10 protein-coding genes and 3 pseudogenes are annotated in these 17,370 nt (G+C 60.8%); 7 read left to right on the forward strand and 6 right to left on the reverse strand.

The window, feature by feature from the left end; genetic code table 11:
- Window positions 1-807 precede the first annotated feature (807 nt).
- Entirely contained in the window at window positions 808-1,413 is a 606-nt protein-coding gene (locus C481_RS11325; protein ID WP_006109344.1) for a DUF7344 domain-containing protein, read from the reverse strand.
- A gap of 386 nt (window positions 1,414-1,799) precedes the next feature.
- Between C481_RS11325 and C481_RS11330 the strand changes: the two genes are divergently transcribed.
- The gene (locus C481_RS11330) at window positions 1,800-2,795 is read left to right on the forward strand and encodes a DUF1616 domain-containing protein (RefSeq protein ID WP_006109345.1); all 996 of its coding nucleotides are present in this window, start codon (window positions 1,800-1,802) and stop codon (window positions 2,793-2,795) included.
- Window positions 2,796-3,021: 226 nt separating this feature from the next.
- Here C481_RS11330 and C481_RS11335 read toward each other — a convergent pair whose 3' ends face one another.
- A complete protein-coding gene (locus C481_RS11335; RefSeq protein ID WP_006109346.1) occupies window positions 3,022-3,951 on the reverse strand; it encodes a hypothetical protein in 930 nt (309 codons plus the stop codon).
- Between the two features lie 398 nt (window positions 3,952-4,349).
- Here C481_RS11335 and C481_RS11340 point away from each other — a divergent pair, with 398 nt between their 5' ends.
- The 3 genes and pseudogenes from C481_RS11340 to C481_RS23200 all read left to right on the forward strand — a co-directional run bounded on the left by C481_RS11340 (window position 4,350) and on the right by C481_RS23200 (window position 6,178).
- Window positions 4,350-5,042, forward strand: coding sequence for a rhamnogalacturonan acetylesterase (locus tag C481_RS11340; RefSeq protein WP_049904614.1), 693 nt, complete (start codon window positions 4,350-4,352; stop codon window positions 5,040-5,042).
- Window positions 5,043-5,111: 69 nt separating this feature from the next.
- Window positions 5,112-5,676: pseudogene (locus tag C481_RS21245) on the forward strand (IS5/IS1182 family transposase); the annotation flags it as partial.
- Window positions 5,677-5,755: 79 nt separating this feature from the next.
- Window positions 5,756-6,178: a DUF5518 domain-containing protein gene (locus C481_RS23200; protein WP_161605632.1), complete on the forward strand. Its 423-nt coding sequence runs from the start codon at window positions 5,756-5,758 to the stop codon at window positions 6,176-6,178.
- A 364-nt stretch (window positions 6,179-6,542) separates the two neighbouring features.
- On the opposite strand, the pseudogene C481_RS11350 reads toward C481_RS23200, so the two are convergent.
- The 4 genes and pseudogenes from C481_RS11350 to C481_RS11365 form a co-directional block, all read right to left on the reverse strand.
- Window positions 6,543-8,502: pseudogene (locus C481_RS11350) on the reverse strand (hypothetical protein).
- Window positions 8,492-9,469, reverse strand: a complete 978-nt coding sequence (locus C481_RS11355; RefSeq protein WP_049904607.1) for a glycosyltransferase — start codon at window positions 9,467-9,469, stop codon at window positions 8,492-8,494. The pseudogene C481_RS11350 and the gene C481_RS11355 overlap by 11 nt, the downstream one beginning before the upstream one ends.
- An 11-nt stretch (window positions 9,470-9,480) precedes the next feature.
- Entirely contained in the window at window positions 9,481-10,548 is a 1,068-nt protein-coding gene (locus C481_RS11360; protein WP_006109350.1) for a DUF354 domain-containing protein, read from the reverse strand.
- 170 nt (window positions 10,549-10,718) lie between these two features.
- The gene (locus C481_RS11365) at window positions 10,719-12,122 is read right to left on the reverse strand and encodes a nucleotide sugar dehydrogenase (RefSeq protein WP_006109351.1); all 1,404 of its coding nucleotides are present in this window, start codon (window positions 12,120-12,122) and stop codon (window positions 10,719-10,721) included.
- A 510-nt stretch (window positions 12,123-12,632) separates the two neighbouring features.
- Here C481_RS11365 and C481_RS11370 point away from each other — a divergent pair.
- From C481_RS11370 to C481_RS11385, 3 genes and pseudogenes are all read left to right on the forward strand, one after another.
- Window positions 12,633-13,301 carry a helix-turn-helix transcriptional regulator gene (locus tag C481_RS11370; protein ID WP_006109352.1) on the forward strand — a complete coding sequence of 223 codons (669 nt, stop codon included), beginning with the start codon at window positions 12,633-12,635 and terminating at the stop codon, window positions 13,299-13,301.
- 1,084 nt (window positions 13,302-14,385) lie between these two features.
- Window positions 14,386-16,271, forward strand: a pseudogene (gene glmS / locus C481_RS11380) (glutamine--fructose-6-phosphate transaminase (isomerizing)).
- A gap of 292 nt (window positions 16,272-16,563) precedes the next feature.
- Window positions 16,564-17,250, forward strand: coding sequence for a helix-turn-helix domain-containing protein (locus C481_RS11385; protein WP_006109354.1), 687 nt, complete (start codon window positions 16,564-16,566; stop codon window positions 17,248-17,250).
- The last annotated feature ends 120 nt before the right edge of the window (window positions 17,251-17,370 follow it).

Consider the following 17,370-nt stretch of genomic DNA (forward strand, 5'->3'; position numbering starts at 1 on the left):
CCGATACAGTCGAAGAGCAATCAGTAGATGGCGATTCATTGGGGGTCTCACTGCGCAATATCGCCGGAGTGGCCGGTGCCAGTCCTCACCCCCGAACTAGTACTACCGCCGCTACGACCTCCGAAAGTCCGAGTACAAGCACAAGTACAAACACGAGTTCAGGTTCTGGCTCAAGTTCTGGGTCGAGTCCACCGGCCGACCGCGACACTGACGCCGACACCGACGGCAACCACACTGCCGATTCCACTCCTACTGCGGTTCCCGACTCCGACGAGGACCTTCTCGCGCTCCTTGCGGACATGCGAACACCAGTTACCGTCGATGAACTCGTCGACCGACTGGTTCACAGTGCTGACCAGCAAGAGACAGTACATGCGTCTGCCACGGTGCAGTCGACACGAACTCGAACGCCGTCAAATCCATCGGCGGTACAGCAATCGCAGTCGACATTAATTTTCTCGTCGACCCCGCCGACCCCACCCTCTTCCGTCCCGATCGAAACGTGGGCGACTATTCACGAACACCTCCATCAGAAACGCCTTCCTGCGCTCGACGACGCCGGTTCGATCACGTTCGATCCGGAACGCGGTCTTGTGGAACTCCCCGAGACGGCTGCAGACGAACAGTCATTTTCGCCGCCGCTCCTTGGTCCGGTTCTAGTCGGACTCCTGTTTCTATTCGTTGCACTCGCATCGGCATCGGTACTGACGGCAGTAACGCTTACAGTGGCTGCAACGACGTTTGCAGTGTGGATGTTCCCGGTTTACGGGCTAGTATAAGGAGTTTCGTTGATCGCGGTCGTCCGGGTCAATTGATGAATCGACTGGCAGTGACCAGTGTGAATAGCAGCAAGATCAGTGCGCTCAGTCCGATTCCTGAAACGATCGAGAGGACCGGGAGTTCGAGGACGGCACCCAGCAGCGCGACGTAACAGACGGCGGTCGCACCGATGTAGTAGTCGTCGCTGACGGAAATCGACGTCTCGTCGTTTTCGGTCGATTCGTCCGTCTGCTCGTCGACCTGCAGGTATTGATCGACCTCGTCCGCGAGCGGCTTCCGTTCGACGATCCCGCGGTTTTGCTGATAGTCGATGACGCCGGCTTCGTCCAGTTTCGAGAGGTGGGACTGATACAGCGGGATGTAGACGCGCTGGCGCTCTGTCGAAGTGAGTTCTGCAACCGTCGTGTCGTGTTCCCACGCAGCTACCTGCTCTGCAACGTCACGCATGCGGACGGCTTCATCGGTACCGCGAAGGTACCGTAGAACCAGCCGCCGGCGTTCATTTTGCAGCAGGTGAAATATTTCGTCTTCAGTGAACGACTCCACGTCTGAAACGTCGGCTGCATCGTTAACTGCGTCATCTGCAGTTCCCTGCCCGTTCTGTCCTTCCGAACTGATATATGTCGTTGTCATCGAACCAGTCTTCCCTAATCAGGTGTAGGTAATAAAGTGTAGAAACCGAACATTCCAATTGAATCGGTTTCACGATGTTTCATCAGCCGGAATCCTATTTTATGCCATTTTATAACACCAGAAACACGCCCATTCGGGCCATATAGGTCCGATCTCAAAATACTCTCTCCCATTAATTACTTCGGTTATGGGGTGAATACTTCAAAACACTATCGCTGAATTTTCGATAGTTCCGCTCATCGTGACTGTCCAGAACCAGCGAAAGACATTAGTCCAATACATATGTCCGCATTGTGGTATGATGGGTGATGTTCGGGGGTGATTTCACCGGGTGAGCGGCCCTTACCGGGGCGATAATAAACCACCTTGGACCCGTCGTCGACACCATGAGCGACACCGACTGGTGGTTTCTCGACCTGGCGATCGTCATCGCGAGTACTGGTGCCCTCTCACTCGGGCTTTTCCTCCCGCTTCCGGGTCCTGTTCGCATCGGGCTGGCGCTCCCGCTGTTGCTCTTCCTCCCCGGGTATGCGCTTGTCTCCGTGCTGTTTCCGGACGAAGCCGCCGACGACGATCAGGCGTTCGACGAGGAAAAAACGGGCCTTGGAAATCCCTTATTGCACACCCGGGGTCTCGAACTCACTGAGCGAGGGATCTTGTCAGTCGTATTCAGTGTTGCGCTCGTCCCGGGAATCACCCTTCTTGCCAGCATAACCCCCTGGGGTATTACCTTCGAACCGGTGCTTTACGGGATTACGCTGGTAACCATCGTGCTGTCCCTACTCGGAATCGTTTCTCGCTATCGGTGTCCACCGGATCGACGATTCGCGATGACCCCTACCGAGAACTCGCTGTTTTTCACACAGGTCCAGAATCGAGCGTACTCTGGCACGAACCCGCGCCCGTACAATCTCGGAATCGCGCTCGGTGTCGCCGTGTTGCTCTTGAGCGCAGGGTTTGCCGTCGCCAATCCCGCACAGCACGATGGCTACACCGAGTTCGCAGTCGACACCCAGGAAGTCGACGGCGATATGCAGACGATGTACAATGACACGTACACGGCCGGTGAAACGCAGGAGTTGACGGTATCGATCACAAACGAAGAGCACACGGAGCAGACGTATACGACGGTAATGCTGTTGCAGCGGGTAAACGAAACCGACGGCGGTGATTCCGTGACCGTCGCGGAGGAAACCCAACTTGCCACTACCTCGACGACGGTCGCCGACGGCGAGACGAGTGAACCGACACTCGAGTTCACGCCGTCGATGCAGGGTGAGTCCCTTCGGCTGACGCTCTTGCTCTACAAGGGTGAGCCGCCGGCGGATCCGAGTTCGGAGTCCGCCTACCGGGAGGTCTCGTTACCGATCGTCGTCGAATAGACTCGTCGCGAAGACGGATTACGGCCCGGTCAGTCCTATCATTTGTTCCAGTCGTCCGCTCCGGTCTGGTCGCTCTCGAGTTCTCCGAAGACCGGCCCTCGACGGGTTTATCTCGAGTCGCGTCCGCGATCGATCTGGCGGTGTGTTGAACTCGGCTCACCGCAGCGATCACCGTGTTCTTTGCCGTGGAACTCCGCTGCCACCATCAACCAGACACGGTGGCCGGCTACTCGGGGAAGTCGATGACGAGCCCCGTCTCGATCCACGGCCGCCCGAGCAAACCCGGCCGCGGGACTAGCTGTGCGACTCGCAACCGATATCTGCCGTCGCCCGGAGAGACGTACAGTCGTTTGTATCGGACGACGTGGGCGAGGGTGTCCCCGGGCGTCCACGAATACAGCTCTCCGCGCCCCTCGTATCCCGGGTCCGACGAATACAGTTCGTCGATCCGCTTGGACGGCGGGGTCGCGTCGGCCACCGAATCGGGCGTTCCGTGGAGCCCGTACAGCAGCCCAGCACGGGTCAGCCGCCCGTCGTGCTCACCGTCGTACCGGTCGAGGAGCGCACCGCTCAGTCGGAAGTCGGTCCAGAGTCGGTCCGTGCGGTTCGCGTCGTTCGTGTCCGCCCTAGGGAAGCGACCGTCCTCGATAAGCCGGCGGATCGATGCCTCGTCGTCGAGTCGTTCGGGTGGGAGCGGCAGGGCATCCGCAACCGTCTCGGGCGGCCGCAGTGGGCCGCCACGCACGTAGGGGACCTCCCCGCTGTCCCAGGCGGTTGTTCCGGACTCGTTCTCGCCGCGGACCCCGAGAAAGCGCGGCTCAACGAGCGTCCGCTCTCCGAACAGCGTCGACCGCCGGCCGATGACCACGCCGAAGACGTCGAACGTGTGGTCGGTGGTGGATTCGTCGATCCCGGTATACTGGACGCCGAGGAGGTGGGTGACGGACGCCTCCGGCAGTTCTGATCCAGACTGGTACTCGCTGTACCAGAGCGTTCCGACCGCCGGAGTACCGTCGAGACGCCGTGTGTCAAACCGTTCGATATCGGATCGGTGAACGGGGTTATCAGTTACGTATCCGACCACGCCGATACCGCCAACACCGGCGGTACCACCGATTCCGAGGATCTGTCGTCGGCTGAGAATGTCTCGAGTCATGCGCTCAGTCGCTTGCCGTTCGCGTCGCACTGCGTTCGGATCCCGGGCAGTCACGAGTGGACACCCTGCTGCAGGCGGTTGCGAGCGTCGCCCGTCGACGGTCGCTGATAAGCGGACTGCAGCGGCGAGGACCGTTTCGTCAGTGTGGAGGTTCGGGCAAGTCGTCTGTCCCGTTCTGCTCACCGTTTTGAAATATATCCTGTGGTTTCTAGATGACCGCGTGGAGACCGGCATTACAGTTACAACCCGACAGCAGCAGGGCGTCACAGAAGAGAGGTCACCCTCAATGAGCACTCGTATATTCTCCGACTTGATCGCCTGAAACGGCTGTTAGAATGAGTATGCAGACTGGCCGGTACCGATGCATATATCCTTTCACCATGATTACAACTCCCAAAATGAGGACCGAGTCGATCACTGTTCACCTGATCGGGGATTCTACGATGGCCGAGAAATCGGCAAGCGAACGTCCTGAGACCGGTTGGGGAACGCCCTTCACTCACTGTCTGGACGATTCGGTGACGGTGGAAAATCACGCCCGCAACGGGCGCAGTACTCGTACGTTCTTGGAAGAGGGGCGCTGGAAGCCCGTGGTGCGTCGCTTGGGTGAGAACCACTACGTGTTCGTCCAGTTTGGCCACAACGACGAGGTGCCCTCGAAAGAACAGCACACGACCGAGGAGCAGTTTGTAACCAACCTTGAGACGTTCGTCGAAGGGACACGCGAACGCGGAGCAAAGGCGGTATTGCTCACGCCCATCGCGCGCCGTCACTTCGACGAGGATGGAGAACTGAAAAACACCCATCGAGTCTACTCGGAACTGATACGAGACGTAGCACGGGCGCGTGACGTGCCGCTCATCGACGCGGACGAGCGGAGCCAATCACTCTTACGAGAACTGGGACCGGAGAGATCAAAATCCCTCTACAACCATCTGCCGCGGGGGGAACATCCCAACTATCCAGACGGGGTGGCCGACAACACGCACTTCAGTGAGTACGGGGCTCGCCAGATGGCCGAACTAGTACTGGACGGGATCGAAGAATTGGACCTTGAGCTGGCTGCCCACGTCGTCCGGGACGATCAGTAATCGGCTTGTATTGAGCGATCCACTGTCTCGAAGCTGGAGGCGATTTCGTGCGAGATACGCGCTGTGTAAGCTGTGTGGTGTGAATCATTGACTCTCTCAGAGATGCAACTTCCAACAAACGGCACCTTTGGAGTCGATGCGTCAGGATTCGACCGCAGTCACGCCTCGAAACACTACACGAAACGAACTGAACTCACGATTCGGCACCTCAAAGTTACACTGCTGGTCGATACGAAGGAGAACGCAACTCCTTATTTACACACATCGGAGACAGGGGAAAACAGATGGCCAGATCGCTCCGTCTTTGATCAAGCGAAATCCGAAAGTATTGATATTCTTCTCGGTGAGAAAGGGGACGACGATCAGAAAATTAGGCAACTCGTCCATCAATACGAGGTTCGTCCACTGATCAAGCATCGTGAATTTACTTCGCTTCATAAGGTATGGAATGCACGTTTAGACGCTGATCTCTACGACAACGGAGTCAATCGGAGACAGTCAACTTAACGCTCAGGCGAAAGTACGGTGCGTTCGCTCACGACGGTGGTGGAAGCAACTCCACGAACTCACTACCGTCTGTCTCACTCACAACATCGACAGATCACTCCGAGCAGTCAATACGGGAAAGCAGTGACGCCAGCAGGCACATTATCTTAGTTCTGTTACTGAGGGTTGGAAAAGAATTTCAATTCGCGGACGGCACCGTTTGGACAGTGGCCAGTAGTGACTCTCGGAACATTTTAAACGGTCTGACTGAAGGGTCGTTTGGTACTGCGATTCTTCTCGGTCTCGCTTCGGTCCCGCTTACACTGATCGTCTCGCGGGAAAGTACAACCCTCGTTCATGGCGGTCCGATGATAGCGGTTGGACTTATCGTCGGATATCTCTACGATGGAAGATCCACTGACAGTCATCGAGCCGGATTAATTTGTGGTTTTGCCTCGTCAATCGGGGGAATTATGGCATTTGGTACAGGAGCGGTTACGAAAATTCCCACGCCCCTGACTGAGAGTTCGGTAATCGAGATCGTTACAATACCGTTTGTGTTCATTCTACTGGCCCTGTGTTTTGCTACACTAGTGATGATCTGTGCGATGGTTGGGAACTGGTTGGCGACAATCAGCCCTCGTTTCTGATCTATTCGGACGCACAGATAATTTGTGACAGTCCAGACGGTTGGTCCATTTCTTCCGTTCCGTCGTACGGAGACTGAAACTGGTGGAATATTCAGCGGTACACTCGCAGTTTTCAATAATCAGCTGTTTCACCTCTATTACATTTGGAGAACAAGGTTTCAACAGAGTCGATAATTCTATGACACCCTCAGACAGCAGGATTAGTCGAAGGACAGTCGGTAGTGGCCGAGACACTCCTCGAAGAGTGCATCTGTACTCACGTTCGAGTCTTCGCGACGACGGGTACAATCGGGGCAGTGAACTCTCGACCGCTCGACCGGGACCGAACGTGAACGGAAAATAGCGCGGCGACGAAACCGACCGACTAACTCGCCGGCGAGGGCGTACACATGGTTACCTCGCCGTTCGTGTAGACCGTCGCCTGGTCCGGACTACAGAGGCGATCCTGACTGACCTGTTCGATACGACCCGGGCCGTCGGCGGTACCGAAGTACGTCGCGTCGGTCGATTGCTCGGTCCGGTAGACGACGTAGTCGTGGTCGGCGGACCCCCCGTCGGGGACCGTGGCCGTCGTCGTCGACGGATAGGCTCCCGTCCGACTGAAGACCGTTTGATACGGATGGTCCGTGTGGAGTTGTTGATCGGGTCTGATATTGTCGCCGTCGGGACTCCCGGTGAGTTCTCCGATGCTGTCGACGGCGGCGAGTTCAGCCTCGCTGTAGGCGAGTTGTTCGTGCTGCTCGGAGAAGACCGGATTCTCGGTGTTGCTTTCGGCGGCGAGGAACATCGCGCCGGGGTAGATGAGTGCAAACAGCACGAGGCAGGTGACGACGATGCCGGGAGAGAGGTTCCGCGCGAACGTGCGCAGCCCGATCGCACCGAGGATGGCCATCGGCGCGTAGAGGAACGCGAACCAGCGCGTCGGAATGAAGTTTCGAATGCCGAACATCGGCAGGACGAGGACGAACACGAGCATGATCGCGGCGGCGAGCAGGAGGGTGAACACCGACTGTTCGGCCCGGCGGCGGTGGACGACGTAGAGACAGCCGACGAACGTCGCACCGAGCAGGAACAGGAAGNGGGACGAGCTGTTCGAGAAGCGTCGGTGCAGCGGCTTCGGCACCGGCTTCAGCGCCGCTCGAGCCGCCGCTTGCGATGTTGAGGAAGCCGGCACTTTCCTCGAGCGTCTGCGTGAAGTAGCTCAGAACGGTTGCCAGGAACGACTGTTCGCGATAGGGCGTAAGCGACCAGACGAAGATCGTCATGCCGAAGTTGAAGACGACGAGGCCGATGAGGTTGACCGGCTTCTTCGCGCGGAAGACGCTCGTATCGAGTCGCGTGAGCCCGAAGGGGCCGACGACGAAGACGACCTGGGCGACGAAGGCGGCGAGCAACAGGACGAGCATGATGAACGTCGACACCTGGTGGGTGAGGATGACGGCGACGCTCGAGAGGAGCAACAGCGAGAAATCGCGTATCGTGTACTCGATACGCATCACGCGGATGAGGGCGTACAGGACGCCGAGGAAGAACACCAGCCCGAGGCTCGTCGGAATGAGGTGCATGCCCCAGTTGGCGACGTGGCCCGCGAACGCGAACAGCGCCGTCGCCAGAACCGCCCAGCGCGCCGAGACGAGCAAGTTCGTCGTCGCGTAGACGAGCAGCACCGACAGCGGCATCACGATCCCGACCGACAGGTACAGCGCGAGTCGAAGCGGCACGTCGAGGAGGAGCGACGACGCGACGACGAGCAGGTGGTAGAACGGCGAGGCGTAGTGCTTGTCGTGGGAGATCGCGCTCAGGGACTCTTGGGCGTGTATCGAATCGACGAATCCCATGTGAGTCCAGATGTCGATTCCGATGTAGCCGGGCGTAGCATACAGCGCGGTAAACCGGAACACGAGCGCAAAGAGGACGATCTGGACCAGTAACAGCCGCTGGTTGAAGTCTCGCGAACTCGTAAAGAGGATCTGGACGAGGATCAGCGTCGCGAGCACGCCGGCGAGTCCGAAGAATACCGGCGTCCGTTCGCCCTGAAGACTGGTCAGGACGATCAGCCCGCCGAGTCCGGCCAGGACGACGCTCGGAAGCGCCATCGAAACGCTCGTCGGCAGTTGCGGCATCGTCGTTTCGCGGTCCTGCTGATACAGCGCGACGAGGTAAAGTCCGCACGCGATGGCCAGGACGAACGGGACCGTATCGAGGTAGACCTGCGAGACGAACAGTTGGAGCGGGAGCAGCGCCAGTGCGAGTAGCAGTCCGCCGATCGCCGCGACGCTGTCCAGTCGGAGCGGGCGCAGCTCCGACAGCGAGCTATACCCCACGAGAAACACCTCGTCGGGAAACGGCGGTCTCGTTCGACTCCCTCGTCCCGAGCAGCCCCTCGTAGAGGGTGACGAGCCGGTTCCCCATCGCGTCGAGGCTCAGCCCGTCGATACGCTCGCGTCCGTCCGAGGGGCTGCCGTCCTCGAGCGTAGCTGCGAGTCCGGCGGCCAGTTCCTCGTCGTCGTCGCTGACGACGCAGTTCGAGAGGTGCTCGATCGTGTCGCTGACGAAGCCAACGTCCGTCGAGACGATCGGCAGGTTGCAGGCGGCGGCCTCCTTGACCACCATCGGCCCGCTCTCGCGCTTCGAGGTCACTAGCAGTACGTCGCTTGCGTTCATGTAATAGGGGATCTCCGTGTGGTCGACGCCGCTTACCGTTCGCAGTTCGATCTCCGCATCGGCTCGCTCGACGAGTCGCTTCGCCCGCGAGAAGTCCTTGACCGACCGCGACCGATCGTAGGGAAAGAGCGCAATCTTCCGCTCGCCGTCAGTCTGCCAGCCGACCCGTTCGCGTGCCCTCTCCCGCGGGATCGGTCTGAAGAGTTCAGTGTCGACGCCGAAGGGGATCAGTTCGTGGTCGGTCTCGAGTTCGCGCGCCATGACCGGACTCGGAACGACGGCGGCGCTCGCGTGGCGTGCTCCGAACCGACTGATCGCCCGGAGCCACTCCCGGTCGGCCATGAGGTCGGTTCCCCACAGCGTCAGGACGACCGGTCGGGTCGGCTGAGCGAGCGCGAACGGAGCGACGAGCCCGTAGTTCGCGTGGACCAGGTCGTAGTCGTCGGACCGAAGTTCGGCGAGAATCCGCGGATAGAATCGGGCGTAGTCGAGCGGCGTCCGTCCCGAATCGCCGCGGTGTTCGCCGGGGACGCCGACCACCGTACAGTCGACGCCGCGATCTTCGAGTACCGACACCTGCTGGTCGAAAAACGGCCGTGGCGTGGTCACTACCTGAAGTACCTTCATCGTTTGCTCACCTAGCCGAGGTTCGCTGCGTGTTTTGTCTGTGTCGGACGCCCACTGCGCGCGGTCGTCTCGAGCGTCCGGACGATCACGTCCGTCACGTCGACGCGCTCCGCGAGTAACCGTTCGCGCCGCGCTTCCCACGGGTCGTCCTCGCGCTCGATGATCGACACCGCTTTCTCGAGCGCCTCCACGTGGCGATTCTCGTCGCTGAACTCGAACAAGAGCCCGTATTTTGAGTCGAGTTCGGCCGTGTAGCCGAGCGAGAGGGAGTTGACGTAGACCGATGGGGTGCCGAGGACGGCGGCTTCGGCGGCGGTCGTCGCGCCCTCGCCGACCACGACATCGGCGTAGGCGAGCAGGTCGTGCATCTTCTCGGGGGGCGTCTGCAACTGGTAGGAGGCGAGTTCGGCGGGCGGCTCGCCCTCCGCCGTGAGCAGGACGGTCGCGCCGGCGTCCTCGAGTCGGTCGACGACCTCGTGTGGGTCGTCGAAACCGCCGTGACCGACGTCGTGTGAGGCCTCCCAACTGCTGAGGCGGACGACCGCGAACTGCTCGTCACGCTCGACACCGGCCAGTTCGAGGACGGACGGGTCCGGATCGAACCGGTCGGGGTGGAGATACGCCAGTTCGTGGTAGCCCGGGTACGAGACCTGTTTCGAACCGATCTCGTCGCGATAGCACGTCGGCGTACAGATCACGTCCGCGAAGGGGTAGCCGAGGGACGTAATGAGCGTCGCGTGTTCGGTGTCGTAGAAGACGACGCTCTCGGTCCGGAGTGCCGTCGCGACGTGAGCGGCGGCGACGCCGCCGATCGCGGTGATGACGTCCGGATCGATCGCTCGTGCTCGGCGCAACAGTCGCGCCTCGTAGGTCGCTTGGACGGCCGCCAGGGAGGGTAACGAGTTCGCATCGCCAGCGAGGACCTCGTAGTCGATACCGGCGGCCTCGAGCAAGTCGATCGCGACGCCGCTCTCCCGGGCGAAGACGTGAACCTCGTGGCCGTCGGCCTGGAGTTCGTCGATCGCGTTCCGGAAGAAGTGGACGTGTCCGGGGTGTTGGATCGTGACGATAACGCGCATCGGTGATCAGTGGGGTGCCTCCGTGTGTGATGTGCGTGATGCGTTTGCCCTGCGTGACGTGTGTGGCGCGTGTCGGCTGTCGTCCGTCGCAGCGACTCGGATACCGGTCGCCGTAACCGTCGCCGCAACCGACCGCTCGAGATCGGTCACGATCCCATCCCCCGGTCCCATCATACTCGTCGGTAGGTGAATCCAGCGTCGACGGCTTCGTCCTCGTCGATCGCGCCCGAAACGTCGATCAACGCCGGATCGTCGGCGAGTTCGCTCGCGACCGCTTCCGGATCGATCTGGGTGAACTCGTCGTGTGGCGTTGCGAGGACGATTGCGTCGAAGTCCTCGAACGAGAGGTTCTCTTGGACCTCGAGATCGAACGTTTCGGTTGCGGCGTCGGGGTTTGCGATCGGATCGAATCCTTCGAGGTGGATGTCGTACTCGTTGAGCGTGTCGACGACTTTGGACACTTTCGAACTGCGGAGGTCGCCGACGCCCGGTTTGTACGAGAGACCGAGGACGAGTACGCGGCTGTCGCGGAGCGTCTTGTGACACTGGTTGAGGGCCTTGATCGTCAGGTCGGCGACGTGGCCGGGCATCGCTTCGTTAACTTTCCGGCCGGTCTGCATCAGTTCGGGGTCGAATCCTTCCTGTTCGGAGCGGTAAGAGAGGAAGTACGGGTCAACTGGGATACAGTGGCCGCCGACCAGTCCGGGTTGGTAGTCGTGGAAGTTCCACTTCGTGCCGGCAGCGTCGAGCACATCCTGCGTGTCGACGTCCATGTGCTCGAGCGCGACCGAGAGTTCGTTGACGAAGGCGATGTTCAGGTCCCGTTGCGTGTTTTCGACGACCTTCGACGCTTCGGCGACCTCGATCGACGGAGCGCGGTGGACGCCGGCATCGACGACGGACTCGTAGAGGTCGGCGACGTCGTCGAGAACGGCTTCGGTCTGGCCGCTGACGACCTTCACGACATCCGAGAGCCCGTGCTCTTCGTCACCCGGTGTCGCCCGCTCGGGCGAGTAGCCGACGAAGAAATCCTCGCCGGCGGTCATGCCGGATGCGTCCTCGAGTTTCGGAACGAGCACTTCGCGGGTCGAGCCGGGATAGACCGTCGACTCGAGGATGACGGTCGTGCCGGCGCTCATCTTCGAGCCGACCGTCGTGCCGGCGCTTTCGACGAAGCTCAGGTCCGGGCGGTCGTCGTCCCGAATCGGCGTCGGGACGGCGATGACGACGTATTCGGCGTCGCTGATCGCCGTTGCGTTCGTCGTGTAGGAGATGTCGTCGTTCTGGACGGCCGCATCCGAGAGGTCGCCGGTCGTATCCTCGCCGTCCTGCAACCGCTCGACGGTGGTCTCGTCGACATCGTAGCCGATGACCTGATAGTTCGACTGGGCGAAGCCGACTGCAAGTGGCAGGCCGACGTAGCCGAGCCCGACGACGCAGATCGTCGCTTCGCGCGTTCGCTGGTCGTCTTCGACGTGCTCGAGGGTCGTTCCAGACTCGGTCTGGTCGACTACCTGACGGCCATGCGTTCGCTCGTCCATTCGGTTCTCAGTGTCGCTTATTGTCGGCGTCATGGTGTATCGTGTGGGAGGTTCGTCGCTGACCGGCGCACAACTCGTGCGGCGGCGGTTCGGTTCGTGCCCGATACCTCGAGTCCCGCCGGAGCGGGATCGCTCTCGACTCCGACAAGCATGGATGACCGGTTTACTATAGCGCTGATAAACTGTTGCAGCGAGAACACTGATTCGGAATCCGACTGCTCGGCAGTGCTCGGTGGCGATCTTGGCGATTCCGGAGTAACTGGACGGCGAGCGGCTTAGCAGCCTGCTAAACGTGTTTGTATCGACCCATAATGAAGGTCCCCTAGGTTGGACTCCCAGTGCGGTCGTCGTGACTACAGTGAGTTGCCGAGACCACTCACGATCACCCATTAGTCGCGAATCGACCGCAGTGGATCGACACACCATAGAGGCAGACGTTGCGGACGAACGCAAATCGCAGTCACAGACACAACGTAGATCAGAACCGCGAAATCCATGGCACCAACACCCAGAATCTGGTTCGATACCGGACCGCACGCACCGATGGAGGGAATCGATCACTCCATCGATTCGGTCTCGGTTGCCACACCCGACGTAGACACGGTTGTCGCGACGATACCCCTTCCTGGGTTGGGCGAAATGGCAGGTGGATCGTCGTACTGGCCGTCGGCGATCCGTGGCGCGTCGATCTGGGAGGTGTCACTGATCGTGGTCCTGTTCCTGCTGATCGCCGCGCTGGTCGGCATCCGCATGCTTCAGGCTTTCTCCACGCACGAGCCCGGCGCTACCCAGTCGCCGAGCGCTGACACGCCTGCTTCCAGTGCGGCTGGATCGACACGCTCCAATGCGAATCCGAACCCGAGTGCAGCCCCAGCGGCGGGAGCACAAGCAGCCGAGCAACCACGCTCGTACGAGGATGTCGTATCGGCCGAGACGCCCCCGGAGCTACTCAGCGACGAAGGGCGCGTCGTTCGACTACTCGTGAAACACGGCGGCCAGATTCGCCAGCACCAGATCGCCGACGAGACGGGCTGGTCGAAATCGAAGGTCAGCCGAATTCTCTCGAGTATGTACGATGACGGCACGATCGAGAAAACCTCCGTCGGGCGTGAGAACGTCATCTCGCTACCGGAGCGCTCGGACGGCGAGCCGACGGGCACCGGCACCGGCACCGGGACGACGACGGACAATCCCAATAACCCGGTCCCGTAAGCAACTCCCTGTTACAGCAGACACGGCACTCCCACAGCCACACCACCACCCCTACCCCTCCCACCACCTTCTCGAAACCAACGCGTCAGTAGTGCCGTCCCAGTTCTCTTAGCACTCGGTCGCATCGATTGACTCATTCACCGTCGTTCGCTCAGCTTTCGAACCGACTTGGACGCCAGATCGGCATCGAAATCGACTCTGGCTCCCAACCAGCATCAATTCTGTCACGAACACGCACACGTTCGTTCCCGCCAAGACGATCCCAGTAGCAATTCCCTTCACTGGTTCTTCTCGACTACCCCCGCTTCGAACCCGAGACACAACCGCACGACAGCCCCCGGCGAATTGAGTTCACGATGCACTCGTTTTCGAGGTCGCACGCCGTATCCCGCATGCCAGCCCGTTCGTATCCACGATGCACGGCCGAGAATACCAGCGTGAGTGCGATGTCTCGGACACGGGTACTGCAAGGACCATTGAGACTACTGCTCGGGACACCGCAGACGGTGATCGGTCACGACGACACGCGTCGCGTTCGACGTACCACCGAGTCTGAACTCGTAGAGATCCTCCCGGACACCACGCTTAGCGGCCTGCTAAACGGAACCTGTACTGTGCACAACAGTCGAGTGGAGAGTCACTATCGTGTTGCGAAGCCGGTACCTCTCGATACAGGAAACGCTTGACTCGATACTAACCGTTCGAGTTCGGTGAACTCGTATAGATGCTTGTCAGCGTCTCTACCCGGACTATTTCCCGTGACTGCGGAGCAGTACACGTAACGGCGACCGTCTTATTCGCTCTATAGTAATCCCCGCAGGACTATTCGATTCGAGTAGATGCCCGAGACGTCCGACACTGGGCGGGGCGGGTACGAACATATATATCGAGTTCAACGTACTATGATTCAGAATAGCACCGAATCCCGGGCAGCTGTCTCGAGCCGAGTTACTAAGGATACGACTGTCGCAGTCGATGCCGGTATCGGTGCCGGAACTGAAGCCGATACGCCGGTCCAGTTTTGCGATGTGACGGGGATGTGGACGTGGAACGTCCCGAGCGATCGAACGGAGGTGAGCGGCTGATGTGTGGTATTATCGCGCGGATTGGACACGGTGAGGCCGCGGAAACGCTACTCACGGGTCTCGAAAACCTGGAGTACCGCGGCTACGACTCCGCCGGGATCGCCGTCCAGAACGGCTCCGGCGTCAAGGTGCACAAGTGCTCGGGAGAGGTATCCGAGCTCAAGTCGCAACTCGACGGCCAGCCCCACGGAAACATGGGAATCGGGCACACGCGCTGGAGTACGCACGGCCCGCCGACCGACGAGAACGCCCATCCCCACACCGACACCGTCGGCGACGTCGCGGTCGTGCACAACGGCGTCATCGACAACTACGACGAACTCAAGACCGATCTCCAGGCGAAAGGCCACGAGTTCGAGAGCGACACGGACACGGAGGTTATCCCGCACCTCATCGACGAGTACCGGGATTCGGCCGAAGATACGGAAGTCGCAGTCCGTCGAGCCGTCGAGACGCTCGAGGGAAGTTACGCCATCGCCGCGATCGTCGACGGCGAAGAGCGCGTCTACGCGGCTCGAAAGGGATCGCCGCTCGTCCTCGGACTCAACAGCGAAGAGTGGTTCCTCGCGAGCGACGTCCCGGCGTTTCTCGATCACACGGACGAGGTCATCTACCTCGAAGACGGCGATCTGGTCACGCTCGATCCCGATTCCTACCGCATTACCGACCTGGACGGGCAACGGGTCGAACGATCGGTCGACACCGTCGACTGGGACCCGGAGGACGCCGGGAAGGGCGAGTACGACCACTACATGCTAAAGGAAATCCACAACCAGCCGACCGCGCTCTCGAACACGATCGAGGGCCGGGTCGAGAACGGTGACGTGGCGTTCGAAGCCCTCCCTGCGGGCTCGTTTGCGGAAACCGAAACAGTCCAATTCGTCGCCTGTGGGACCTCCTATCACGCCGCGATGTACGGCGCACAGCTCCTCCGAGAGGCCGGTCTTCGAACGGAAGTCGTCCGCGCGAGCGAGTACGACTCGACGGCCGGCCCCGTCGACGAGAATACCCTCGTCATCGCGGTCACCCAGAGCGGCGAAACCGCGGACACGCTGGACGCGGTCCGCACCGCAACCGACCGCGGCGCACGGTCGCTCGCCGTCACCAACGTCGTCGGTTCGACCGCCGCTCGCGAGGCCGACGACGCCGTCTACATCCGCGCCGGCCCCGAGGTCGGCGTCGCCGCGACGAAGACCTACTCCTCGCAGGCCGTCACCCTCGCGCTGCTCACCCAGCGCATCGCGGCCGACGTTCCCGAGGCGACCCCCGCCGCGGATCGCGAGGAGATGCTCGCCGAACTCGAGCATCTCCCCGAGCACGTCGAGCAGATGCTCGAGTTCACCGAGGCGGCTGAACTCGCGGACGACTTGCTCGATAGCGAGTCGTACTTCTTCATCGGGAACGGGCTGGGTCGCTCCGTCGCGCTCGAGGGGGCGCTGAAGTTCAAGGAGATCACCTACGAGCACGCGGAAGGCTTCGCGTCGGGACAGCTCAAGCACGGGCCGCTCGCGCTCGTCACCGAGGCGTCGCCGATCTTCGCCGTCGTGACGGGAGACGGTGACGAGAAGACGAAGACGAACGCGATCGAAGCCCAGTCCCGCGGTGCGNGATCTTCGCCGTCGTGACGGGAGACGGTGACGAGAAGACGAAGACGAACGCGATCGAAGCCCAGTCCCGCGGTGCGCCGATCGTGGCGGTCGGGCCGGACGACCACGCGCTCGTCGACGTCGCTGATGCAACCCTATCGGTTCCGGATACCCACCCCGTCTGGGCGGGGCTGCTCGCGAACGTCCAACTCCAGCTCGTCTCCTATCACGCGGCGGACATGCTCGGCCGACCGATCGACAAGCCGCGGAACCTCGCGAAGAGTGTCACCGTCGAGTAACGCCGCTGCGATTTTGTATCGATAGTCGATACCGAGTGGACTGAGTCGGTGCTGTTCTCCTGGTTCTGGCCTCCGAGCGGTTGAGTGGCTCTGCCTGACTTCGGGACTGGTCTTGTCGTTGTCTCACCGTTCCACTGGGTCCGAGCGGGCAGTACGCACGGACACGAACGTGGCAGAGTCCACAGCGCGAGTCACCAAGCGATGATTCCATCAACCCGGTACAGCGCTTTGAACGATCACTGATGGGATCGACACCACCATACAGAAGGGGGGCGGCACCACTCGGTCTCACATGGGACTCGTCGCCGAATTCGAAATCACCTGTGAGGCGCTGCCGCTCGTCGAGGTTGCAACAGCCACGCCAGCGGCGACGATGGAGGTCGACATTCAGTTCAATCACGGGAACCGGCCGCCGTTCATCGTTCACGTAACACGCGACCCTGCCGATGCCGTCGAAGACGCCTTCGACACGTCGTCGTTCGTCGCCGAATACACACTGATCGGGCGGGCAGGGAGCACGTCCCGATACCAGATCCTCCCGGCTGTTGGATTCGAGGCACAGCTCGGCGAGCACATAGCGGACCTTTCAGGACTCCGTGCGCTGGCCACCACCGACGCCATCATCGAGCGCATCTGCGTCACGCCAACTGGATGGATACAGCGTGGCTGGTTCGCCGATCGAGACGCGTTCGCCGAGTTCAGCGAATTTTGGCAGCAAAACGCCGGATTCACTCTCAGACGGCTTACCCGCGACGGTGACCCCGAAGCGCCTGGAGACGGACTGACCGATCCCCAGCGGGAGGCGCTTCGAACCGCGTACGAGATGGGCCACTACGAAATCCCGCAGTCGGCATCGCTCGACGATGTCGCCGCTGAACTCGGGATTACGGCGTCGTCGCTCTCCGAGCGCCTTCGACGTGCACAGACCCGACTTATCGAGACGACCGTCGGCACGACGTGGCCACCGTTACCGGAGTGACGTGAGCTTCTGGTTCTGGTGGTCGGATAACTGGCCGACGATTTCGAGACACGCGTCGGTCCCGAATCCGGAGTCCACCGATACAGATAGTGCGCTGGCTAACGGCGCTGATCGTGCAGA

Source organism: Natrialba asiatica DSM 12278, from assembly GCF_000337555.1.
In the GTDB taxonomy this organism is placed as follows: Archaea; Halobacteriota; Halobacteria; order Halobacteriales; family Natrialbaceae; genus Natrialba; species Natrialba asiatica.